We start from the raw sequence: 19,532 nt of genomic DNA, 5'->3' as shown, positions 1-19,532 counted from the left end.
TAATTCCCCCCTTACAGAGCGGTTTCGCCGGTTTCGCCGGTGCGGATGCGCACTGCCTGCTCGACATCGAGAACGAAGATCTTGCCATCGCCGATGGCGCCGGAATTGGCGGCGGCCTGGGTGGCTTCCACGACGCGCGGCGCGAGGTCGTCGTCGCAGACCACCTCGATCTTGATCTTCGGAACCATGTTGGTCGAATATTCGGCGCCGCGATAGATTTCGGTCTGCCCCTTCTGGCGGCCGAAGCCCTTCACTTCGCTCACCGTCATGCCGGCGATGCCGAGCGAGGAAAGTGCCTCGCGGACATCGTCAAGCTTGAACGGCTTGATGATAGCCATGACAAGTTTCATGTCGCCCCCTGTTACTGGTGTGCGACAAACTACTCAGCAAGAGGCGTGCCAATTCGTAAAAGGCGGGTTAATGCGGGCTTTTGATGCGGTGCGTCAAAACAGGGCGCTGAAAAAATGGGCAGCGTCAGGACGATGCTTAAAAATTAGGCACGGCCGTTGCCTATGATCAGGCCCTCCCCAATTGGGATGAAGCCATCAGCCCAGTCGTAACGAAGTCATCCCCAACGTCATGCTGAAACAGTCCAGCATGACGGAGGAGTGGGGGTAAAGCCTTACCAAGCCTTCACCAACTCCCCCCTTCCTTCGCCGCTTCTTCCTCGCCCGGTCTGTTCGCGCGACCCAGCGTCGCATTACGATGCGGAAAGCGACCGAAGCGTTCAATCATCTCATAATGCTCCCGCGCAAAGGCCAGCGACTTCTCGTCGCCCGCTCCCTCGAACAGGCTCAGCGACAGTTTCTGGTCGTCCAGCGCTTCGCTGTGCTGGAAGGGCATGTAGAAGAACAGACGCCCCGCCCCGCCGATCTGGATGTCATAGCCATGGGCAACCGCACCGCGCGCCACTTCCCTGGCAAGAGGATCGGTCGAAAACGCCGCCGCCGATCCCCTGAACATGTTGCGCGGCAACTGGTCGAACAGCAACACCGCCGCCAGCGCGTCATCGGCCCGCTCCAGAAACTCTTCGGCGGGCAAATGGCGCTTTTCCTCCCATAATGCGCGGAAGCGCGCCTGACAGGCCCGGTCCAGCGCCGGATCATGGCTCCACCACCCCTGTTCCCCGATCCGGTTGAACCAGAAATCCAGCAGGGCAGCCGCCCAATCGGCGGTCACCGCATCATGGCTGTCGGTCAGCATGTTCATGAAAGAGATAAAGACGCAGTCTCACGCTGGTTCCTCCGCCCGTGGCGTTGGTGCCTCAGGTCGCCGTGCCGCCCACGGTAAGGCCCTCCATTAGCAGGGTCGGCTGGCCCACGCCCGCCGGCACGCTCTGCCCGGCCTTGCCGCACATGCCGATGCCTTCGTCCAGCGCCCAGTCATGGCCGATGCCGATCACCTTGGTCAGCGCCGTCGGCCCGTCCCCGATCAGCGTCGCGCCCTTGATCGGCTCGCCCAGCCTGCCATTCTCGACCTTATAGGCCTCGGTGCAGGAGAAGACGAACTTGCCCGACACGATGTCGACCTGCCCGCCGCCGAAGCTTTTCGCGAAAATGCCCGACTTCATCCGGCTCAGCAGTTCTTCCGGATCGTCCTGTCCGCCCTTGATGAAGGTGTTGGTCATGCGCGGCATCGGCGCATGGGCATAGCTTTCGCGGCGGCCGTTGCCGGTGGGTTCGACGCCCATCAGCCGGGCGTTCAGCCGATCCTGCATATAGCCCTTGAGGATGCCGTCCTCGATCAGCACATTTTCCTTCGTCGGCGTGCCCTCGTCATCGATGGAGAGCGAGCCGCGCCGGCTCATGATCGATCCGTCGTCGACCACCGTGACTCCCGGCGCGGCGACCCGCTGGCCCACGCGGCCGGAAAAGGCGCTGGTGCCCTTGCGGTTGAAGTCGCCCTCCAGGCCGTGCCCGATGGCTTCATGCACCAGCACGCCCGGCCAGCCCGGTCCCAGCAGCACGGTCATCTCGCCCGCGGGCGCGGCCACGGAACGCAGGTTGACCCGCGCCTGCGCCAGCGCCTCGTCAATGGCGCGGTTCCAGATGGCGGGTTCCATCACCTCATCGTAGAGATAGCGCCCGCCAATGCCGAACACGCCCGTCTCCCGGCGGCCATTCTCCTCCAGGATGACGGAGACGTTGAGCCGCACCAGCGGGCGGATGTCGGTCGCGGTAAAGCCGTCGGCGCGCACGATCTCGACCACCGACCAGCTTCCCGCCAGGCTCACCGACACCTGCGCGACGCGCGGATCGCGCGCACGGGCGGCGGCGTCGATGGCGGCGCAGAGCGTCACCTTCTCGGCAAAGGGCACGATCTCCAGCGGATTGACGTCGGTATAGAGATGGCGGTTGGTGTGCTGCGGCGGCGGCGCGGGCTGCCCCTTGGCCGGATCGAGCAGCGTCAGCGTCTCGGCCGCCCGGCGGATCGCGGCTTCGCTGATGTCATTGGCATGGGCGAAACCGGTCATCTCGCCCGACACGCCGCGCAGGCCAAAGCCCGCATCGGTCGAATAATCGGCGGTCTTCAGCCGCCCGTCATCGAATCCGAAGCTCTCGCTCGCCCGATATTGCAGGTAGAGTTCGCCATCGTCGCAGCCTTTCAGCGCCTCGGCGGTCAGGCGGCGCGCGCCGTCGGGATCGAGGAGGCCGGGCCGGTAGAGCAGGCCGCGGGCGTCGGTGAACTGGGGAGCAGCATCGGTCATGCCGTCCGATATAGGAGCGGCAGAGGCTAGAGCCAATCGACATTCAGCCCTGACGGCCTGCAAATGACGCTTTTCCTTGCTTCCGGTGCTCACCTACTTTGAGTAGGCTGCGCTCCGGGTCACGGAAATCCACCATTTTCGGCTCGTCATCTTCTGAATGTCGATTGGCTCTAAGCCCAACTAAAAAGGCATTTCCGTCATCCCCGCAAAGGCGGGGATTCATCTCCCCCACTCGCGTCAGGCGGAACGTGCAGGAGATGGATTCCCGCCTTCGCGGGAATGACGATTTGAATGGGATTGCCGTACTTAAAGGCTGGCGCCCGAAGGAATATCCGGCAGCCCGGCGATTTCCGGCGTATCCGCAACGCTGCCGGCCAGCACGAAGCGGCGGTCGCAATAGCCGCAGTCGATATAGCCATGCTCATCGATCTCAAGGAAGACGCGCGGATGGCCGAGCGCGGCGGGAATGTCGCCCGAACCGTCGCAGGAGACGCGGGACTTGGTGACTCGGATGATTTCAGGCGGCTGGATCATGGCCGCACCGATTAGCAGCGCTGGCGCTGCGCCGCAATATCCGTGGAGACGGGGCTTACATCAGCAGCAATGGCGGCTTCTTTTTCGGGCAGGGCTTCTCCACGCCCAGGTCCACCGCCTTGGCCGGCGCTTCCCAATCCAGGCAATCGCGGGCGGCCGCCAGCGAAATCGGCGAAAACATCAGCAGGAAGGGGGCCACTGTTCCAGCGAGAAGAAGCGTGAGAGACATGATGCAAGTGCCTCACAAAAGCGTTCCGTTGCCGGAACCTTACGCCATTCCCCCGGCCGCGGGAACAGCTTTCTCGAAGAAGGGGGCATGGTGGGCGATGACGGGCTCGAACCGCCGACATTCTCGGTGTAAACGAGACGCTCTACCAACTGAGCTAATCGCCCCCGTGGGGATTTCCCGGCGCTTCTAGGCGATTTTGCCCACCGGTCAAGCGCACATTTGCGGAACGTAACAGCAACAGCCAGAACGGAACGGACCTGAGAGTCCCGAACTATTCCCGAAGTCGCTCAGGGGACGGCCTTGCCCTTAGGTCACTAAGGTTGAGCGAATGGAAGCGTCTATGCGTTGTCCTTTGCCAACGCCCCAAATGATAGCCGCCGGGCCGCAGGCGACCATTTTTTGCCATTCCGAGCCACATTTAATTGCCGGAGAAACGGTCACTCAAGCTGTCCATTTTTTGCCAGCTTCTAACCACGCCTCATAGAAAATAAGCTCGTCGTCGCCACGGAGAATTGACCAGCCTGCCTTTTGAAGAAAAGAATTTGGCTCCATAGAAATAGTATCTTTATTGCAACCGCGTATGAACATAAAAAATAAACAGTTCTCAGATCTACCCCGGAGATTTGCCAGCATTTGACCAATGGCATCACTAGACAAATCCAGAAATTTTGGAGAGTTTAAGTTGCGCACTACGCTATTTATCATGGCATGACCGAGATGAAACGACATACAGTCATCTTCCAATAAGCCTGCAAGCCCCGGCACCGCACGTATGTCACGCTCTAAATCATCGGCGGACTCATTGAGGGCAATATCATCAGATGACCGGATGCCAAATTTTTCTAGGCCATTCATTTCTATGGGCACCTTTCGAATGATCGGCCGATAATGGCAGGTATAGCTTACACGATAGTTTAAACCCGCCCGTCCGCTAACCACCCATGCCAGCCCTTTCGTGGCACGTCCGATTGAGGCTCCTGCTTCGATTTTCAATCGAGCATTGCGACGATGATCTGCCCTTCTCCCCCCTGTAGGGGGTAAGCCATTTAGTAAGGCGGGAGGGGTCGGGAAAAAGGTAATCTCTATAACCTCCCTGTAAATTCAATCACTTACAGATAACATTACCTATAATCTTTCTATAACCAGATTATACCTTTTGAGAGTGATTTGACGGCCAGAAAAAAGCCTTTCTTTTCAAAGGGATTATAGTTTTACCGCCTCAGAGGTTGCAGAAGATTATAGGGAAAGGCCAACCCCTAAAACCGCAGAAGTCCGCCACTTTTTAGCGGATGATCGGATCATGTTGGCGAGATTACCTTTTTCCCGACCCCTCCCGCTCACAACAGGGAAGGCGGATTGCGTCAGCATGACCTTAAAGGGTAAATGAGTGTCAGGGGGCATCATGACTGACATTCAACCATTTCGTCGTGAAAAGCGGCTGAAGTCCTTGGATGAGTGCTAAGGTCCGATCCTTCATTTCAACCCGCCGAAGCGGAAACCTATAAGCCTGCCGCTCCTCATTGCGGCCGGGTTTATAATAGGCGTGGCTCTGGGGGCGCTGATCTTCCTCTAGGTGCATCAAAACGCATCAGCGCAGATCGCCGCATGACTGGCAAAAGGCCAAGGATCTGAGCCGCGTTCCTGACGGTCTCTATGTGCATCAAAAGGGACATGAAAAGCGCGCGGGCGAGGCGGGGGGAAAAGCGCGTTTTGAGGGGTGGTAGGGGGCGGCCCCGGCGGGAGACCCCGGCGTGCGGGCGCGCGGCGGCCTCGCTGCCTCGCCACCCCCGGCGGTGCCCCCGAACACCGTGGCATCGCGCGTAAGAATGTTGCGCGATCCCGATCAGGCCGCGTCCACCACTCGCCGAAATCCTGTTGACCGACTCGAACGATGTTCTTCATATGTTCCAAATCAGGAGACACGACATGCAACGCATTGACGACATTCGCGACGCGGTCGCGAAGGCGCTGGAGGCGCGCGGCCTCGACAACCGGAAGTTCTTGGGCGAGATCCGCGACGGCCAGCGGGACGACGGTCCCTACATGATCGGCGCGCTCGCCTGCGCCCAGATGTGCCGCATGGAAGTCGCGGCGGAATGATGTGGCGCGCTACGCCAATGGGTTGAAGGTCGCCACCTGCATATTCGAGGCGGCGGCATGGCATCGCACGGTCAAGGTCCAATGCCGGTGCGGGAACGTCGGCCTGTTCGACGGCCACGGCCTATGGTGGAAATTCCAGCGCAAGGGCTGGACGGATGACTTCCGCGATGCGCGCCGTCGCTTCTATTGCCGGTCCTGTTCGCAGCGCGCGGGGCGCAAGGTGCGCCCGTCATGGATAGAAACCTGCGATGATCCGCCACGGATCTGCCTGCCCCTGCCCGACGAACGGGAATGGAAGCGCGCGGTCAATCGCTTTCGCGGATAGCAAAAAGGCGGCCCGGAACCGGACCGCCTCAGCGAAAAGCAGGATTGCCGCTCCTACACCGCCTTCACCCGCTTGATGAACCGGACCGCTTCGAAGCCCAACTGGTCGTTCAGATCGAGGAAGACGGACTGCAACGGCTCGATCTCCAGTTCGAAGAAGCTGTCGAGCGCCTTGGCCGGATCGCCGAACCCGCCAGCGTTCGCCGGGATGATGCCGAGCAGTTGGGGCGGCACGCGGTGCGCGGCCAGCACGTCGTCCCGCGTCGTGTTCTTGATGCCCAGAAATTCGTCCTTGGCCCCGACCTCCGCGATCGGGATGATCTTGATGCCGCCGTCCTTCCCGTTCGGCGAATGCACGAACATATTGCGGAAATTGCCCGGCCCCTTCGCGCGTTTCAGCGCCTCGCGCATCGCGTCGATGTCGCCATTGGCGAACTCGCCGGTGGCATAGAGGATATAGCCCGCATGGCTCCCATTCTCGAAATAGCGGCGGCGGAACAGCGTGGCATTTTCATTGAGCAGGGCGGACTGGAGCGCCGACAGATATTCGGGCAGGCCGTAGATTTCCTGATTGATGTCGGGCGCGAGGATCTGATGTACTGTCCCCGGCTCGAACTCGCGCTCATTGCGATACCCTGGCACCCACCAGAAGCGGCCCGGCTCGACACCGCGCCGCGTATATTTCGCGAGGGGATGCTCAAGCCGCATGACCCCGCCCAACTGGTTGCGGATCTCCTGCGCATAGGCGTTGCCCATCACCAGATAGTCCTGCACCATCCCGGCGAAAGCCTTGCGCGACAGAAACGGCGTGGGATCGAGGCTGGCCGCCAACAGGTTCCGCTTGAGCATGATGGCGCTGCTATGGTGCGGCGACGCGCGAAAGGCGCGGGCAAGACCGTCCAGCGCGATCGGCGGCTCGTACCAGCGGCCATTGTCCCAACATTCCAGCATGTCGAGCATGGTGGCCCGGCTCAGCACCGGCTCAGGATCCCCGAAGGTGAACGCTTCGACCACGCCCCGCCGATTATCGTTGGTCGCGACGATCGCGCCGTCAGACGCTGCTGCCGATTCCCGGCGGTTTATACGGCGTGCACGCTTGCTCATTCGATAATCTCCATCGTGCCCTTGGGCGCTTCCTTGCCGTCGAGCGGTTCATTCATGAGGATGTGCATGGTCGCCCAAGCCAGATCCGCGTGGCCGTCATTGCCGCCGCGCCCTGCCTTGAAGGTGATGTTGCGCCCGCTGGTGGTCAGCGTCTTCTTGATCGAGACGAAGGCGGAAACGATGTCGAGGAACCCGACGTCGAACGCGAGGCGGCCCCGGCGCACCACATTCTGCGCTTTCATGATCATCTGCGCCTTGAGTTCGAGCGAATATTCGATCTTGGCGACCGAACAGCCCGGCAGCGCGCCCGGCTTGGCGAGCATCTGATAGACGCCCGCGCCGACCCCCTTGGCGTCGATGCCCAGATAGGTGCAGGTATAGCGGCTCAGAACCGCCTTGATGAATTCCGCCTGCTGCTCGAAATCGAGGCCGCGCAACTGGTGACGCTCAAGGATCCTGAACTTGCCGCCCTCGACCAGCGGCGGCGCGGCGATGACCAGCGCGGCATTGTCGCCATTCTCGCTTTCCTGCGGATCATAGCCCGCCCAGACCGACCGATTGCCATAGGGCCGCGCCGCCTCTGGGTTGAAGTCCTCCCACTCGACAATGCTATCGACGCCGCAGGCGATCATGTCGTTGAACTTGAAGGCCGACTGGCTGTCGTCCACGAAATCGCACATGAAGAGGTTGGCGAATTCGTCGGGCGCGTATTCGTCTTCCAGTTCTTCAATGTCGAACAGGTCACACCCGCCCATTTCGGCGTCGCGGATATTGACGATGTTGCGCCAGATCCGATCCGGGCCGACCATGCCGATCGCCAGCGCGGCATGGCTGACGTCGATCTTGATCTGATCTTCCTTCTTGCGCCGCCGGTTGCGCCGCTCGCCGGTCCAATAGGGATAGGCGGGATGCGCCACGCTGGACGGCGTCGAGAAGTAGGTTTTCCGCCACTTCTTATGCGTCGCCATGCCAGAGGCGACCTTGTTCAATTCCTCGAACGAATGGACCCAGAAGAATTCGTCAAAATAGAAATTGCCGTGACGGCCCTGCGCGGTGCGGAAATTGGTTCCAAGGAAGTGCAGTTCCGCCGCCGCTTCCTCCGCTGGCCGCAGATCCGATGTGATCAGCATAGGGTCGCCGGTCAGCGTGACGCCGACCAGCTTGGCGAAGCTGACGATATAGGACCGGAACTGATGTGCCTGGGCTTTTGATGCCGACAGGAAGATCTGGTTACGGCCCGTCTCGATCGCGTCCATCAACGCTTCGAAGGCGAAATAATAGGTCGCGCCGATCTGGCGCGACTTGAGGATCATGCGGGTGCGCTGATCCTTCGCCTGCCACCAACGATGCTGATAATCATACAAGCCGTCGAGGAAGATGCGCTTGAGTTCTTCCGCCTGCTCGGCGGTGAAATGGTTTTTCTTCGGCTTCTTGCGCTCGCCCGCGTTCCGGTTCGCGACCTTGTCGTTGAGATCGCCCGCGTGGCCGCCGGGGGCCTCATAGCGGCGGACCTTGGCCAGCGTTTCGATCTGCCGGGACAGGGCGTCCATTTCGACATAGTCGCCGCCGGTCTTTTTCTCCTTATGGATTAGCTGCATCAGCTTGATCTCAAGGGAATCCTCGATCTTGCGGATCGACGGCGCATCATCCCAGCGGTCGCGCTGCTTCCACGCCTCGATCGTCGCGCGGGGGATTGGCCCGCCGCTGTCGCCCACGATGCCGTGCAGTGCGAATTCCTCCGCGATCTGCGTCACGCCATAGCCGCGCCAGTAGAGGCTCCGTGCGTGGCGGCGCGGATCGAACTGCCACATAACGCTGGGCGCGCCGGGCTGGGGGGATTGCCCAGAGGAATTCAGATCAGTCATCGTGGCGGACCATGCCCCGCGCCCAAGCGCCTGATCATGGGCGTCTATTTGGACAGGCAGCTATCCAAATGCAGGGCCTTGAGCCTGCTCGCCCGACAGCCCCTTTCTGCGGTCATTCAGGCCACCGCCTGCTCGCCCAAGCAACCAAGGGAACCGGACCGATCATGGCAAAGACCAAATTTTTCCGCGTCGCAGTCGAAGGTGCGACCGTCGATGGCCGCGTCATCGAGCGCGCATGGATCGAGCAGATGGCGGCCAGCTATGACCCGGCCACCTACACGGCGCGGATCAATTGCGAGCATATCGCCGGTTACAGCCCCGATCGCCCCTTCAATGCCTATGGCTCCGTCCTGTCCCTCAAGGCCGAAGAAGTCGAACTGACCATCAACGGCGAAAAGAAGACGCTGCTTGCGCTCTATGCCGAGATCGACGCCAATGATCAGCTGGTCGAGATCAACAAGGCCGGTCAGAAGCTGTTCACCAGCTGCGAAATCCATCCCAACTTCGCGGGCGAGGGCAAAGCCTATCTGGTCGGCCTTGCTGTGACCGATCAGCCCGCGTCCCTCGGCACCGAAGCCCTGAAATTCGCCGTCATGTCGCGCCCAAACGTGTTCACGTCGGCGCATGAGACGGAGATCGAGCTTTTGGCTGTTCTGCCGACCGATGCCGCCACGATCGCCGAAGGCGCGAAGGCCGGTTTCCTCAGCGCCTTCGCGACGCTGTTCAAGGCGACGCCGCCGAAGGAAAATCCAGCACCGCCGCCGCAGCAGCCCCCGGCTAACGACAATTTCGATGTCGAGCGGTTCGCCACCGTCATGAGCACCCAGATCGCCAACGCCGTGAAGCCCGTCGGCGACGCCGTCACCGCCCTCCAGTCCGAACTGACCGCGCTCAAGACCAAGCTGGGATCGACGGAGCAGCAGCAGACCTTCAAGCGCACGCCCGCCACCGGCGGCAACGGCACCATCCAGACCGATTGCTGATCAGCCGCCACACCCGATCCCGCTCGCCCCGCCCAAACGCCCCACTAGGAGCCAACGCACATGCGTAATTCGACCCGCCTTCTCTTCACCGCCTATGTCAGCCAGATCGCCCTGCTGAACAGCGTTGCCGACGCCACCGTCAAATTCAGCGTCGCGCCCGTCGTGGAGCAGAAGCTGGAAGAGAAAATTCAGGAATCGAGCGAGTTCCTGAGCCAGATCAACGTCGTCGGCGTGCCCGAGCAGTCGGGTCAGAAGGTCGGCGTCACCGTCACGCGTCCGCTGGCGAGCCGCACCAACACCGCAGGCGGCACCCGCCGCACCCCCACCGATCCGACCGACACCACGGACGACGGCGGCTATTTCTGCAAGCAGACCAACTTCGATCATGCGATCAAATATGCGAAGCTGGACGCTTGGCGCCATAAGCCGGAATTCCAGACGCTGCTGCGCGACGTGATCCTCAAGCAGCAGGGCCGCGACCGCATCATGATCGGTTTCAACGGCACGTCCGCCGCCGCCGCCACCAATGTCGGCACCAACCCGCTATTGCAGGACGTCAACGAAGGCTGGCTGCACAAGATCCGCACCCATGCCGCAGAGCGGGTGCTGAGCGATGGCGCGCTGACCTCGGGCGGCACCACGGCGATCTACGTCGCCGCCGGGGTCGAAGTGGTCGATGCCGACGCCACCAACGTCGCCACCGCCGATGCGGATTTCGCCAATCTCGACGCGCTGGCCTTCGACGCGCTGGATCTGCTCGATCCTTGGCACCGCAGCGACACCGATCTTGTCGTCATCGTCGGCTGGAAGCTGGTGAAGGACAAATATTCCAATCTGCTCCAGGCAGCGGGCGACACTGCAACCGAAGGCGAAGCGGCGCACCGCATCCTGACCCTACCCAAGCAGCTGGCGGGCAAGCGCGCCGTCATCGTGCCCTTCTTCCCGGAAGACGCGCTGCTGATCACCAGCCTCGATAATCTGTCGATCTATTGGCAGGAAGAGACCCGCCGTCGCCAGATCAAGGACGAACCGGCCCTCGACCAGATCGAGAATTATGAGAGCGTCAACGAAGCCTATGTCGTGGAAGACTATGGCCGCTGCGCCTTGGTCGAAAACGTCGTGATGGGCAAGAAGCCCGCCTGATCTGATCCCGCAATCCCCTCCATCTGACAGGACACGCACATGAGCCTTGCTCGCGGCCACAGGGACAGGATCCTTGCTGCAAAAACCGTCGCGTCTGCTCCCGAAGGTGGAGCGGACGCCACCCCCGCTGCCGCAACTCTGCCGGCAGCGGGGGCGGCCAACGCCTCCCCAGAAGCCCGCGCGGCGGCGCAGATCGGCCTGCGCCTGACGCACGATCTGCGCCGCCTCAAGGAAATCCGCTCGATCGACGCCAAGGTGGCAGCGAAGCGTGAAATGCTGCCCGAATATCGGGATTGGGTAGCCGGAATCGTGGGGGCAGATGCTGGCGTGGGCACCGGCCTCGCCGCCGAAGTCGTGCCCACTGTCATGGTCTGGCTGATCGACACCGGCGCTTACGCCGATGCCCTCGACCTCGTCCCCTTCATGCTGGCGCACAAGGTCGCCATGCCTTCGCGCTATCAGCGTGACGCGGCGACGATCGTCGTGGAGGAAATCGCCACCGCAGCCCTCAAGGCGCAGGGCGCAGGCGCATCCTTCCCCCTCGAAATTCTCGATCGCGTCTCCGATCTGACCGCCAGTTTGGACATTCATGACGAAGTCCGTGCCAAGCTGCTCAAGGCGATCGGCGTCGAGCAACTGAGCGATGCTGAGGATCTTCCCGCCGACGATGCCTTCAACGCGCTGACGGCGGCAGTTTCCACTCTCAACGAAGCCCAGCGTCTGCATGAACGCGTCGGTGTGAAGGACAAGATCAAGCGCGGCCTCAAGCTGATGGCGGTCATCACCGCCGCCCGCGAGAAGGCCATTACCGAACAGAATAACGAACAGGGCGGCGCTGCCGCCTGACAGGCTCGCCCCCGGCGCTCAGGGGCGGATCGCGCGATGCGGGAGGCTTTCGGGCCGTAGGGCCGCACTCTGCCCCGATCCTCACCCCTGTAAGCCGGTGGGCCGAAAATCGGAGGAATCATCAATGCTCACTCTCGCTTGGCTGATCATCAAGGCCGTCCTGCTGCTGATCATCATGGCGATCGGCGGCATCATGGTCGCCTTCGGCATCACCTTCCGCTTTGTCATGGGCTTGGAGGCCCATCCCTCCACCATCGCGCGCTTCGCATGGCTCTGCTGGGGTCTGGCGGGCCTCGGCGTCCTCGCTTTCATCTATGCGGGTTCCGGCCTCGCTCAGATCGCGATGGTATGACGGTTCGCGAGCGCATTGCCGCCTGCGCGATGGGCGGCCTTCTCGCTGCGATCCCCACCATCTGGCTCCTTCTGTTTTTTGATGCGGTATTGCCATGACCTTCGTCGCCCGCCCTCCCGCCTCCGAGATCGAACAGCCCCCGGCAGAAGAAACAGTCATCGGCAACGACGGCTTTTTCCCCGATGTTGACCCGGCGGCGGTGCGCGAGGCCGCGAGGATTCCGACCAGCATCACGCCCGCCCGTCTGCGCGCCGCCATCCTCGGCGCGATCATGACGGTGGAAATCGACCTGCGCGCATTCGCCGCAGCTTCCATCGCCGCAGGCCATGCCACCCTTGCCGACGTGCCCGCGCCGCCGATGGGCGGCGAGAGCGTGCAGATGTTCCGCTACAGCCGTGCCATCGCGCTCTATGCGAAGGCCGAACTGATCGAGCGGCACCGGGATTTCGACACCACCGCCGCCGGTGGCGGGCAGGCGGACGAACTCACCCCGACGATCGGCGAACTGCGCCGCGACGCGATGCACGCTATCCGCGACATGCTGGGCGTCACGCGGACCGTCGTGGATCTGATCTGATGGCGTCCGAGCAGCGCCTTGTCGCCCGATCAGGGGACAAGCTGGACCTGCTGCTGTGGCGCGATGCCGGGCTTGGTCCCAGCGAGATTTCCCGCGTCTGCGACGCCAATCCGGGGCTGGCCGATCTCGGCCCCATTCTTCCGCTCGGCACGATCGTCATCGTGCCCGCAACCGCCGACGCAAGCGCAACCCGCGTGCGCCCCCTCATTCAGCTTTGGGATTGATCCATGGACCTGCGCCACCTTCTGGAATCCGCCGCCGAATTGATCGGCTCGCTAACCCCGTCGCTGATCGGTTCCGCCGTCGCGCAGGCATGGAAGCCCGCCCTGCCTTTCCGCCAGCGTTTCCTCCAGTGGGTGGTTGGATCGACGGTCAGCTATTACGCGACCATCGCCATCATCGCCGTGACGGGATGGAACCACTTCGCCGCGCAGTCGATCGCCTTCGCCGTCGCGCTGCTCGCCTTCGACGCTACCCCCCGCATCGCCAAGGCCGCGATCGACACGCTGACCAGCGTGCCGGGCCGCGTCGCTGACCGCTTCCTGCCCAAGAAGGACTGACCATGCAGCTGTCGCCCAATTTTAGCCTGGCCGAATTCACCGCATCGGCGACCGCCGTCGCGCAGCGGATCGACAACACGCCCAACGCTGCCCAGATCGCCGCCATGCGCCTGCTATGCGTCAAGGTGCTGGAGCCGCTGCGCGCCCATTTCGGGCGGCCCGTCCGGATCAATTCGGGGTTCCGCTCGTCGCGCCTGAACCGCGCCGTTGGGTCGACCGACAGCAGCCAGCATCCGAAGGGCGAAGCCGGTGATTTGGAAATTGTCGGCATCGACAATGTGACCGTGGCGACCTTCATCCGCGACCACCTGCCTTTTGATCAACTGATCCTCGAAAATTACACGCGGGGCCAGCCCAACAGCGGCTGGGTCCATGTCAGCTATCGGGATGGCCGGCTGCGCAAGGACGTCCTGACCTATTCGCGCCGGGCCTATTTCAAGGGGCTACTGGCATGATCGGGAAATCGCACCTCGCCATGGCCGCCGCGCTGGCCGCCTGCACGGCAGGAATCGGCGGCTTCTTCTACGGCACCAGCGTCGGCAGCGCGCAGGAACAGGCGGCGCAGAAACGCGCCGACGATGCGCGGGAGGCCGCCGCCAAGAAGCTACAGGCCCAGCTGGACGCCTCGACCGAGCGCGCACAGGCGGCGGAATATGCCCGGCAGGGCAATGTCAGGGAAATCTACAATGAAACTCAGAAGGTCATCGAAAAGCCGGTCTATCGCAATCTGTGCGTCGATGCTGATGGCGTCGGCCTGCTCGACCGCGCCGCAGCCACGGCCAACAGCGAAGATCTCTGGGGGATTGCTGGCGACACCCGCCCCATTGCCGAAAGTCCAGCGGACTGACGGGGGCGAGATGACCGGGGCGCAATGCCTCGGCAGTCTCACCAGCATCTTTGACGTCGCGGGCCAGATCCGCGCCACCCTGATCGAATTGCAGGCGCAGGCCCGCATGGCGAACGCACGGGCGGATTGACGATGCGCAAGGCCGACAGCCTGCGGCAGTGGCTCACCGCCTTCTTGCCCGACCTGAAAACCCATCCTGACCGCCTTCAGATCTATGTCGAGGAAGGCCAGATCGGCACGCGCCAGTCCCGCACCCTGTCATTCGTTTATGCCTATACGCTCAAGGTCGGGATCTGGGAATTTGCCGGGGATGCCGACACGATCATGGTGCCGATGCTGGCATGGATCGAGAAGGAACAGCCCCAGCTGCTGCGCCGCACCGATAGCCAGCCCTTCACCTTTCAGGCCGAACTGCTCGACAGCGAAGCGTCGGACATCCTGATCTCGATCGACCTGACCGAAACCGTGCTGGTCCTGCCCCGCGAGGATGGCAGCGGCTATGACGTCCAGCACCCGGCGGAACCGAATTTCTGCGACGCCTTTGACGGCGTGACAGCTTCCTTCCTTCAGGGCTTCGGCAATGCCGAACTGTTGGTTGAAACGTCCGATCCCGACGCCGATCTGACCCCGGCGATTCCGCCCGACGCATGAGCGAAGATCTTTCCGAGATCGAGCGCATTGCCGGGGCGCTCATCCGCAGTCTGTCGTCAGGCCAGCGCCGCACCCTCATGCGCCGCATGGCCCGCACCTTGGCCCAGAGCCAGCGCGAGCGCATCGCCGCCCAGCGCCAGCCTGACGGATCAAAATTCGAGGCGCGAAAGGAGAAAGCCCCGCCAGTGTCGGGCCGGGGCGCGACATGCTTCCTCTATCCTTCCGGCGGCGGCGGCGAGCCGCGCAAGGTCATCATGAAGTCTTTCGCCTGGACGACAGGCCGCATGATGACCGGCTTCGATATTGAGGCGGGCGGGATCCGCTCATTCGAGTTCGACAAGGTCGTCAAATGGCTCCCGGTCCCGGAGGAGCATCGCAACGCGGGCGGCAGCAGCCTGCGCCGCCGGGGTGGCCTGCGTCGCCGCGCCATGTTCCGGCGCTTGGCGAGCGGGCGATTCCTGCGCACCGGCACGGACGATCAGGGCTTCTGGGTCGGCTTTTCGGGCAAGGTGTCGCAGATCGCGGGCGTCCACCAATATGGCCTGCGCGACAAGCCGTCCCTGCGGGCACAGGCTGTGCCCTACCCCAAGCGTGAACTGCTCGGCGCAACCGCTGCCGATCGCCAGCAGCTGCTCGATACCCTGCTAATCCACCTTGATCAGCAATAAGTTGCGTCAAGCATCAGAGGCGAAATAGCGACTCCCATCCTTTGGCAAAAACGCTATAGCTGGCCGGGGGGAATCGATATGGCAAGTATCTGGAATGGTTGGGCACCACCTCCAAAGCGGAAGGTGTTCGTGAGCTACTTTCATCGCGGGCATCAAGCCTACTATGATGCGTTCTCGCATCACTTCGGCACGCAACTCGACCTATTCACAGATCGTTCGTTGGATCGCGCCCGCGACAGCGATGATCCAACTTACATTATGCGGCATATACGGGAGACACACCTTAAGGGCGCGTCCACGCTCGTCGTGTTGTGCGGTTCAGGGACCAATAAGCGAAAGTACGTTGACTGGGAAATAAAGGCGGCTCTGGACCAAAAAATGGCGCTTGTTGCAGTGAAGCTGCCAGATCTAACAGTCATAGGTGACGGTTGCGACAAACCTGCTAGGCTACAGGACAACATAGACAGCGGTTATGCCGTTTGGACATGGTGGGAGAACTTTACTATTAACGCAGAAGCAATGACTGCAACGGTAGAGGAAGCGAATAAACGGTCCAAACTTCTTATCACCAATTCGCGGGCGCGGCGATTGCGTAATGGCTGACAAGAATATTGCGGAAGCTGAGACGACTATATCATTGCTTAACTTGGTGTTCGACACCGGCAAGCACGAGATCGTTCTTCATGCGAATGCGTGGTTGCTGCTCTGCGCGGCGGCGATCTTTCTTGTCGCTCTGTTCATTCTTAGGGGTAGGATCGGGCGCTGGACTCGCTCCATGGAGTTTGACGAAGCCGTCATTGGCATTGGAAGCGGCAAAATGAAGCTTCGTCCAAACAACACAGATCGCCAAGTTGCCTATCAAGTTTGGGTAGAACTCAGCACTCGAAAGATCGGTCTGGAAATTGACCTAGAACACGATGTCGTTTCAGAAATTTACGATTCCTGGCATACGTTTTTCGGGGTCACTCGTGACTTGATCAAGTCAGTGCCTGTGACGAAAGTTACAGATAAAAGCACACAGAAAATCATAAATATGTCTATTGCAGTTCTGAATGAGGGCCTTCGGCCTCATCTGACCCGCTGGCAGGCCCGTTTTCGGGGCTGGTTTCAGCATCAGATGGACCAAGCCGAACGGAAGGGGCTGGAGCCACAACTAGTCCAGCGGGACTTCCCGGCTTTCGCTGAATTGCAGGCTGATCTTCTCCAAGTGAATGCGCGCCTTATAGCCTATCGTGCTGCCATGAGGGCTCTCGTCTACGGAGAGGCAGGCGGTCAGACCCCTTCAATGAAGCTGTCGTAATTACAGTCCATTTGGATAGCCGCCTGTCCAAATACAGGGGCATAGCGCACCCCCATCGCCTGCCCCGACATGGCCGCCATGGCCGATGCAACCTTCACCGCCGTTGATCTGTCGCGCCTTCCCGCGCCGGACATCATCGACCCGCTAGATTTCGAAACGATCTATGCGGATGCCGTCGCATATCTGCAGACGCTGATGCCGGATTTTGTGAGCCGGGACAGCGACCCGGCGTCCAAGCTGCTCCAGACATTCGCCTATTTCGCCCAGCTGCTGCGCCAGCGTGTCAACGACGCCGCCCGCGCTGTCATGCCCGCTTATGCCGTGGGCGCGGATCTGGACAATATCGCCGCCCTGTTCGGCATCACCCGCCTGACCATCACCCCGGCGGATGACGTGCTGGGGATCCCGGCTGTCATGGAGAGCGACGCCGATTTCCGCCGCCGCATGGTGCTCGCCCCCGAAGGCTATTCCGTGGCGGGGCCGGAAGGGGCCTATATCTTCCACGCCCTGTCGGCAGACCCGGATGTGCTGGACGCCAGCGCGACCAGCCCCGGTCCCGGCGAAGTGCTGGTGTCGGTTCTGTCCCGCACTGGATCCGGCGTGGCGTCCGCCGGGCTGATAGCCACTGTCGCCGCCTATGTGTCCGACGAAACGCGCCGCCCGCTGACCGACTTTGTGACCGTCCAATCCGCCGCGATCGTCAATTACAACGTCAACGCCACCATCACGACATTCAGCGGCCCCGATGGTAGCGTGGTTCTCGACGCGGCCCGCGCCAAGCTGGATGATTATGTCGCCTCCAGCCACCGTCTTGGCCGCGACATCACCCGATCGGGAATCTTCGCCGCCCTGCATGTCGAGGGCGTGCAGAATGTTATGCTGACGTCCCCGGCTGCGGACATCGTCGTTTCGCGCGAGCAGGCCCCCCACTGCACCGGCATCACGCTCAGCTACGCGGGGACGGGCGAATGACCTATCCGTCCATTCTGCCCCCCGCCTCGACGGATCTTGAAAAGGCGCTGGAACAGGTCATTGCCCGACTGCTCGACATCGCCGTGCTGGTCAGGGAAGTCTGGTCGCCCTCCAACTGCCCGATCGCCCTTTTGCCGTGGCTGGCTTGGGGCCTGTCGCTCGATAATTGGTCCAGCGATTGGCCGGAAGGCATCAAGCGCGAGCGCGTGCGCAAGGCCATCGCCATTGCGCGCCAGAAGGGAACGGCAGATTCCGTGCGCTCAGTGGTCGCCAGCTTCGGCGGCTCAGTTGCAATCCGCGAATGGTGGCAGATGGAGCCAAAAGGCGACCCTTTCACATTCAGCCTTGTTCTCAACCTTGACCAGAGCGGCGCGCCAGTTTCGGCGGCATTTGTCGATCAGGTCATCGCCGAAGTCAGCCGCGCCAAGCCGGTGCGCAGCCACTTCACCTTCACCCAAGGAATCACCGCGAAGGCCAGCGTCGGCCTGATCGCGGCTGTTCGCCCGACCATCTACGCCCGCCTGTCCTGTACTGCACCGGCGGCCTGACCGGAGGAATCATGGCCCTTACCTTCATCGTCACTAATGCGGGCCGCGCCGCGCTTGTAAACGCGGCCAATACGGGCACCGCCCCCGTAACCATTACGCAGGTCGGATTAACGGCAACTGCCGTCACACCCACCCTCGCAACGGCGGCGCTTCCCGGTGAGTTCAAGCGCCTCGCTACCCTTTCGGGTGACGTCGTGGCGGACGACACAATCCATCTTATTGTCCGCGATGAAAGCGGCGATGTTTTCACGGTCCGCAGCCTCGCCATGTATCTGGCCGATGGCACGCTGTTCGGCATCTACGGTCAGGCCTCCGTGCTGATCGAGAAATCCGCGCAGGCCATGATGTTGCTCGGCATCGACGTCAAATTCGAAGACATCGCTGCCACTACCATCACCTTTGGCAACGCTAATTTCCTCAACCCGCCTGCCACGTCGGAACGGATGGGCGTGGTGGAATTGTCCACCCTCGCCGAGACGATTGCGGGCCTCGATACCTCGCGCGTCCCGGCTGAAAAGATGGTCAAGGATGCCGTTGCCGCATGGCTCGATGCCCGTTTTGGCGCGAATAATTCGGGCATCTGGCATCCGGCGAACGACGGCGCAGGCTCCGGCCTCGACGCCGATCTGCTCGACGGCCAGCAGGGCAGCTATTATTCCAACATCACCGCTCGCCTCGGATACACGCCGGTCCAGCAGGGCACGGGCAACGGCCAACTGGCGGCCAACGTCGTCAAAATCGGATGGTCTGGAACACGCTTGAAGGGGACCGTTGACGTCACCGATCAAGGCAATTTCGTTTTTGATAACAATCTTTCTGGTGGCGCGCTGGATATAAACGGCGCGATCGTTCGCCGTGGTAGCAACCATCTATTCGGCCCTGACAATGATGGTAGCGGATCCGGCCTCGACGCCGATCTGCTCGATGGGCAGGACGGGAGCTACTATAGCAACATCACGGCCCGGCTTGGATATACGCCAGCGAACAGGGCAGGCGACACGTTTACAGGGAACATCGCTGTTCCGACCATCTATGCGGGGCAAGTGGCGCTGCCGAATAGTGGTGCCAATCAGGCCATCATCTACCTGCATGAAACGGGAGTGTCTGTCGTCAGAACATTTGGCGCAGATCGCGGCGTAGATTAGCGGAGCGCGGGCCTCGTCCTGGGGTTGATATTAAGCGGCGAGCTTGCGGTGCTGCAAGCGTCGGTGTTCGATGGTCT

26 protein-coding genes and 1 tRNA gene are annotated in these 19,532 nt (G+C 61.7%); 18 read left to right on the top strand and 9 right to left on the bottom strand.

Annotation, left to right across the window (positions count from 1 at the left end; translation table 11 throughout):
• Nucleotides 1-11: 11 nt before the first annotated feature.
• The 7 genes from A8G00_RS17510 to A8G00_RS24865 all read right to left on the bottom strand — a co-directional run bounded on the left by A8G00_RS17510 (nucleotide 12) and on the right by A8G00_RS24865 (nucleotide 4,463).
• Nucleotides 12-350, bottom strand: coding sequence for a P-II family nitrogen regulator (locus tag A8G00_RS17510; protein WP_013847864.1), 339 nt, complete (start codon nucleotides 348-350; stop codon nucleotides 12-14).
• 283 nt (nucleotides 351-633) lie between these two features.
• Nucleotides 634-1,209, bottom strand: coding sequence for a DUF924 family protein (locus tag A8G00_RS17505; RefSeq protein ID WP_025549955.1), 576 nt, complete (start codon nucleotides 1,207-1,209; stop codon nucleotides 634-636).
• A gap of 55 nt (nucleotides 1,210-1,264) precedes the next feature.
• The gene (gene tldD, locus A8G00_RS17500; RefSeq protein WP_044661254.1) at nucleotides 1,265-2,707 is read right to left on the bottom strand and encodes a metalloprotease TldD; all 1,443 of its coding nucleotides are present in this window, start codon (nucleotides 2,705-2,707) and stop codon (nucleotides 1,265-1,267) included.
• A 306-nt stretch (nucleotides 2,708-3,013) separates the two neighbouring features.
• Nucleotides 3,014-3,241 carry a zinc-finger domain-containing protein gene (locus tag A8G00_RS17495; RefSeq protein ID WP_025549953.1) on the bottom strand — a complete coding sequence of 76 codons (228 nt, stop codon included), beginning with the start codon at nucleotides 3,239-3,241 and terminating at the stop codon, nucleotides 3,014-3,016.
• Nucleotides 3,242-3,296: 55 nt separating this feature from the next.
• Nucleotides 3,297-3,470: a hypothetical protein gene (locus A8G00_RS25275; RefSeq protein ID WP_167706718.1), complete on the bottom strand. Its 174-nt coding sequence runs from the start codon at nucleotides 3,468-3,470 to the stop codon at nucleotides 3,297-3,299.
• 88 nt (nucleotides 3,471-3,558) lie between these two features.
• Nucleotides 3,559-3,634, bottom strand: a tRNA-Val gene (locus A8G00_RS17490).
• A gap of 277 nt (nucleotides 3,635-3,911) precedes the next feature.
• Entirely contained in the window at nucleotides 3,912-4,463 is a 552-nt protein-coding gene (locus A8G00_RS24865; protein WP_146032613.1) for a hypothetical protein, read from the bottom strand.
• Nucleotides 4,464-5,396: 933 nt separating this feature from the next.
• Between A8G00_RS24865 and A8G00_RS25270 the strand changes: the two genes are divergently transcribed.
• Complete coding sequence (locus A8G00_RS25270) at nucleotides 5,397-5,570, top strand: hypothetical protein (protein ID WP_172451902.1); 174 nt, start codon at nucleotides 5,397-5,399, stop codon at nucleotides 5,568-5,570.
• Between the two features lies 1 nt (nucleotide 5,571).
• Nucleotides 5,572-5,895: a hypothetical protein gene (locus A8G00_RS17485; protein ID WP_103001279.1), complete on the top strand. Its 324-nt coding sequence runs from the start codon at nucleotides 5,572-5,574 to the stop codon at nucleotides 5,893-5,895.
• A 53-nt stretch (nucleotides 5,896-5,948) separates the two neighbouring features.
• Here A8G00_RS17485 and A8G00_RS17480 read toward each other — a convergent pair whose 3' ends face one another.
• Both A8G00_RS17480 and A8G00_RS17475 read right to left on the bottom strand, forming a co-directional pair.
• Nucleotides 5,949-6,998, bottom strand: a complete 1,050-nt coding sequence (locus tag A8G00_RS17480; RefSeq protein ID WP_103001278.1) for a phage portal protein — start codon at nucleotides 6,996-6,998, stop codon at nucleotides 5,949-5,951.
• On the bottom strand, nucleotides 6,995-8,809 hold the full coding sequence (locus A8G00_RS17475) for a terminase family protein (RefSeq protein ID WP_103001277.1): 1,815 nt from the start codon (nucleotides 8,807-8,809) through the stop codon (nucleotides 6,995-6,997). Before A8G00_RS17475 ends, A8G00_RS17480 begins: the two co-directional genes overlap by 4 nt.
• 218 nt (nucleotides 8,810-9,027) lie before the next feature.
• On the opposite strand from A8G00_RS17475, the gene A8G00_RS17470 reads away from it, so the two are divergent.
• The 16 genes from A8G00_RS17470 to A8G00_RS17390 all read left to right on the top strand — a co-directional run bounded on the left by A8G00_RS17470 (nucleotide 9,028) and on the right by A8G00_RS17390 (nucleotide 19,455).
• Nucleotides 9,028-9,846, top strand: a complete 819-nt coding sequence (locus tag A8G00_RS17470; RefSeq protein ID WP_172451900.1) for a GPO family capsid scaffolding protein — start codon at nucleotides 9,028-9,030, stop codon at nucleotides 9,844-9,846.
• Nucleotides 9,847-9,906: 60 nt separating this feature from the next.
• Complete coding sequence (locus A8G00_RS17465; RefSeq protein ID WP_103001276.1) at nucleotides 9,907-10,989, top strand: phage major capsid protein, P2 family; 1,083 nt, start codon at nucleotides 9,907-9,909, stop codon at nucleotides 10,987-10,989.
• A 39-nt stretch (nucleotides 10,990-11,028) separates the two neighbouring features.
• A complete protein-coding gene (gpM, locus tag A8G00_RS17460) occupies nucleotides 11,029-11,835 on the top strand; it encodes a phage terminase small subunit (protein ID WP_103001275.1) in 807 nt (268 codons plus the stop codon).
• Nucleotides 11,836-11,959: 124 nt separating this feature from the next.
• The gene (locus A8G00_RS17455) at nucleotides 11,960-12,187 is read left to right on the top strand and encodes a hypothetical protein (RefSeq protein ID WP_103001274.1); all 228 of its coding nucleotides are present in this window, start codon (nucleotides 11,960-11,962) and stop codon (nucleotides 12,185-12,187) included.
• A gap of 94 nt (nucleotides 12,188-12,281) precedes the next feature.
• Nucleotides 12,282-12,764, top strand: a complete 483-nt coding sequence (locus A8G00_RS17450; RefSeq protein WP_103001273.1) for a head completion/stabilization protein — start codon at nucleotides 12,282-12,284, stop codon at nucleotides 12,762-12,764.
• The gene (locus tag A8G00_RS17445; RefSeq protein WP_103001272.1) at nucleotides 12,764-12,988 is read left to right on the top strand and encodes a tail protein X; all 225 of its coding nucleotides are present in this window, start codon (nucleotides 12,764-12,766) and stop codon (nucleotides 12,986-12,988) included. The genes A8G00_RS17450 and A8G00_RS17445 overlap by 1 nt, the downstream gene beginning before the upstream one ends.
• A gap of 3 nt (nucleotides 12,989-12,991) precedes the next feature.
• Nucleotides 12,992-13,324, top strand: a complete 333-nt coding sequence (locus A8G00_RS17440) for a hypothetical protein (protein WP_103001271.1) — start codon at nucleotides 12,992-12,994, stop codon at nucleotides 13,322-13,324.
• Between the two features lie 2 nt (nucleotides 13,325-13,326).
• Nucleotides 13,327-13,779, top strand: a complete 453-nt coding sequence (locus A8G00_RS17435; protein ID WP_103001270.1) for a D-Ala-D-Ala carboxypeptidase family metallohydrolase — start codon at nucleotides 13,327-13,329, stop codon at nucleotides 13,777-13,779.
• Nucleotides 13,776-14,171 (top strand): hypothetical protein, encoded by a 396-nt coding sequence (locus A8G00_RS17430; protein ID WP_103001269.1) that lies wholly within the window; start codon nucleotides 13,776-13,778, stop codon nucleotides 14,169-14,171. The genes A8G00_RS17435 and A8G00_RS17430 overlap by 4 nt, the downstream gene beginning before the upstream one ends.
• 132 nt (nucleotides 14,172-14,303) lie before the next feature.
• A complete protein-coding gene (locus A8G00_RS17420) occupies nucleotides 14,304-14,822 on the top strand; it encodes a phage tail protein (protein ID WP_103001268.1) in 519 nt (172 codons plus the stop codon).
• The gene (locus A8G00_RS17415) at nucleotides 14,819-15,490 is read left to right on the top strand and encodes a phage virion morphogenesis protein (RefSeq protein ID WP_103001267.1); all 672 of its coding nucleotides are present in this window, start codon (nucleotides 14,819-14,821) and stop codon (nucleotides 15,488-15,490) included. The genes A8G00_RS17420 and A8G00_RS17415 overlap by 4 nt, the downstream gene beginning before the upstream one ends.
• Before the next feature lie 78 nt (nucleotides 15,491-15,568).
• Entirely contained in the window at nucleotides 15,569-16,093 is a 525-nt protein-coding gene (locus tag A8G00_RS17410) for a TIR domain-containing protein (RefSeq protein WP_103001266.1), read from the top strand.
• Complete coding sequence (locus tag A8G00_RS17405; protein ID WP_216365635.1) at nucleotides 16,086-16,790, top strand: hypothetical protein; 705 nt, start codon at nucleotides 16,086-16,088, stop codon at nucleotides 16,788-16,790. The genes A8G00_RS17410 and A8G00_RS17405 overlap by 8 nt, the downstream gene beginning before the upstream one ends.
• A 78-nt stretch (nucleotides 16,791-16,868) precedes the next feature.
• Nucleotides 16,869-17,762, top strand: coding sequence for a baseplate J/gp47 family protein (locus tag A8G00_RS17400; RefSeq protein WP_103001289.1), 894 nt, complete (start codon nucleotides 16,869-16,871; stop codon nucleotides 17,760-17,762).
• Entirely contained in the window at nucleotides 17,759-18,310 is a 552-nt protein-coding gene (locus A8G00_RS17395; protein ID WP_103001265.1) for a phage tail protein I, read from the top strand. Before A8G00_RS17400 ends, A8G00_RS17395 begins: the two co-directional genes overlap by 4 nt.
• A gap of 11 nt (nucleotides 18,311-18,321) precedes the next feature.
• Nucleotides 18,322-19,455, top strand: a complete 1,134-nt coding sequence (locus A8G00_RS17390; protein WP_253258027.1) for a phage tail protein — start codon at nucleotides 18,322-18,324, stop codon at nucleotides 19,453-19,455.
• Nucleotides 19,456-19,532: the final 77 nt, after the last annotated feature.

Origin of the sequence: Sphingobium sp. SA916, from assembly GCF_002894065.1 — a bacterium.
GTDB classification, from domain to species: Bacteria; Pseudomonadota; Alphaproteobacteria; order Sphingomonadales; family Sphingomonadaceae; genus Sphingobium; species Sphingobium fuliginis.
The sequence above is the reverse complement of the archived record's forward strand: the minus strand, read 5'-3'. Positions and strand labels throughout refer to the sequence as shown.

What these genes read in the sequence shown, in the direction of transcription:
- A8G00_RS17450 (WP_103001273.1), top strand. Translation starts at nt 12,282, where the DNA reads ATGACCTTCGTCGCCCGCCCTCCCGCCTCCGAGATCGAACAGCCCCCG.
- A8G00_RS25275 (WP_167706718.1), bottom strand. Translation starts at nt 3,470, where the DNA reads ATGTCTCTCACGCTTCTTCTCGCTGGAACAGTGGCCCCCTTCCTGCTG.
- A8G00_RS17480 (WP_103001278.1), bottom strand. Translation starts at nt 6,998, where the DNA reads ATGAGCAAGCGTGCACGCCGTATAAACCGCCGGGAATCGGCAGCAGCG.
- A8G00_RS17440 (WP_103001271.1), top strand. Translation starts at nt 12,992, where the DNA reads ATGGACCTGCGCCACCTTCTGGAATCCGCCGCCGAATTGATCGGCTCG.
- A8G00_RS17505 (WP_025549955.1), bottom strand. Translation starts at nt 1,209, where the DNA reads ATGAACATGCTGACCGACAGCCATGATGCGGTGACCGCCGATTGGGCG.
- A8G00_RS17420 (WP_103001268.1), top strand. Translation starts at nt 14,304, where the DNA reads ATGCGCAAGGCCGACAGCCTGCGGCAGTGGCTCACCGCCTTCTTGCCC.
- A8G00_RS17415 (WP_103001267.1), top strand. Translation starts at nt 14,819, where the DNA reads ATGAGCGAAGATCTTTCCGAGATCGAGCGCATTGCCGGGGCGCTCATC.
- gpM (WP_103001275.1), top strand. Translation starts at nt 11,029, where the DNA reads ATGAGCCTTGCTCGCGGCCACAGGGACAGGATCCTTGCTGCAAAAACC.
- A8G00_RS17400 (WP_103001289.1), top strand. Translation starts at nt 16,869, where the DNA reads ATGGCCGATGCAACCTTCACCGCCGTTGATCTGTCGCGCCTTCCCGCG.
- A8G00_RS17395 (WP_103001265.1), top strand. Translation starts at nt 17,759, where the DNA reads ATGACCTATCCGTCCATTCTGCCCCCCGCCTCGACGGATCTTGAAAAG.
- A8G00_RS17445 (WP_103001272.1), top strand. Translation starts at nt 12,764, where the DNA reads ATGGCGTCCGAGCAGCGCCTTGTCGCCCGATCAGGGGACAAGCTGGAC.
- tldD (WP_044661254.1), bottom strand. Translation starts at nt 2,707, where the DNA reads ATGACCGATGCTGCTCCCCAGTTCACCGACGCCCGCGGCCTGCTCTAC.
- A8G00_RS17510 (WP_013847864.1), bottom strand. Translation starts at nt 350, where the DNA reads ATGAAACTTGTCATGGCTATCATCAAGCCGTTCAAGCTTGACGATGTC.
- A8G00_RS17390 (WP_253258027.1), top strand. Translation starts at nt 18,322, where the DNA reads ATGGCCCTTACCTTCATCGTCACTAATGCGGGCCGCGCCGCGCTTGTA.
- A8G00_RS17475 (WP_103001277.1), bottom strand. Translation starts at nt 8,809, where the DNA reads ATGTGGCAGTTCGATCCGCGCCGCCACGCACGGAGCCTCTACTGGCGC.
- A8G00_RS17495 (WP_025549953.1), bottom strand. Translation starts at nt 3,241, where the DNA reads ATGATCCAGCCGCCTGAAATCATCCGAGTCACCAAGTCCCGCGTCTCC.
- A8G00_RS17405 (WP_216365635.1), top strand. Translation starts at nt 16,086, where the DNA reads ATGGCTGACAAGAATATTGCGGAAGCTGAGACGACTATATCATTGCTT.
- A8G00_RS17470 (WP_172451900.1), top strand. Translation starts at nt 9,028, where the DNA reads ATGGCAAAGACCAAATTTTTCCGCGTCGCAGTCGAAGGTGCGACCGTC.
- A8G00_RS17410 (WP_103001266.1), top strand. Translation starts at nt 15,569, where the DNA reads ATGGCAAGTATCTGGAATGGTTGGGCACCACCTCCAAAGCGGAAGGTG.
- A8G00_RS17430 (WP_103001269.1), top strand. Translation starts at nt 13,776, where the DNA reads ATGATCGGGAAATCGCACCTCGCCATGGCCGCCGCGCTGGCCGCCTGC.
- A8G00_RS25270 (WP_172451902.1), top strand. Translation starts at nt 5,397, where the DNA reads ATGCAACGCATTGACGACATTCGCGACGCGGTCGCGAAGGCGCTGGAG.
- A8G00_RS17455 (WP_103001274.1), top strand. Translation starts at nt 11,960, where the DNA reads ATGCTCACTCTCGCTTGGCTGATCATCAAGGCCGTCCTGCTGCTGATC.
- A8G00_RS17465 (WP_103001276.1), top strand. Translation starts at nt 9,907, where the DNA reads ATGCGTAATTCGACCCGCCTTCTCTTCACCGCCTATGTCAGCCAGATC.
- A8G00_RS17435 (WP_103001270.1), top strand. Translation starts at nt 13,327, where the DNA reads ATGCAGCTGTCGCCCAATTTTAGCCTGGCCGAATTCACCGCATCGGCG.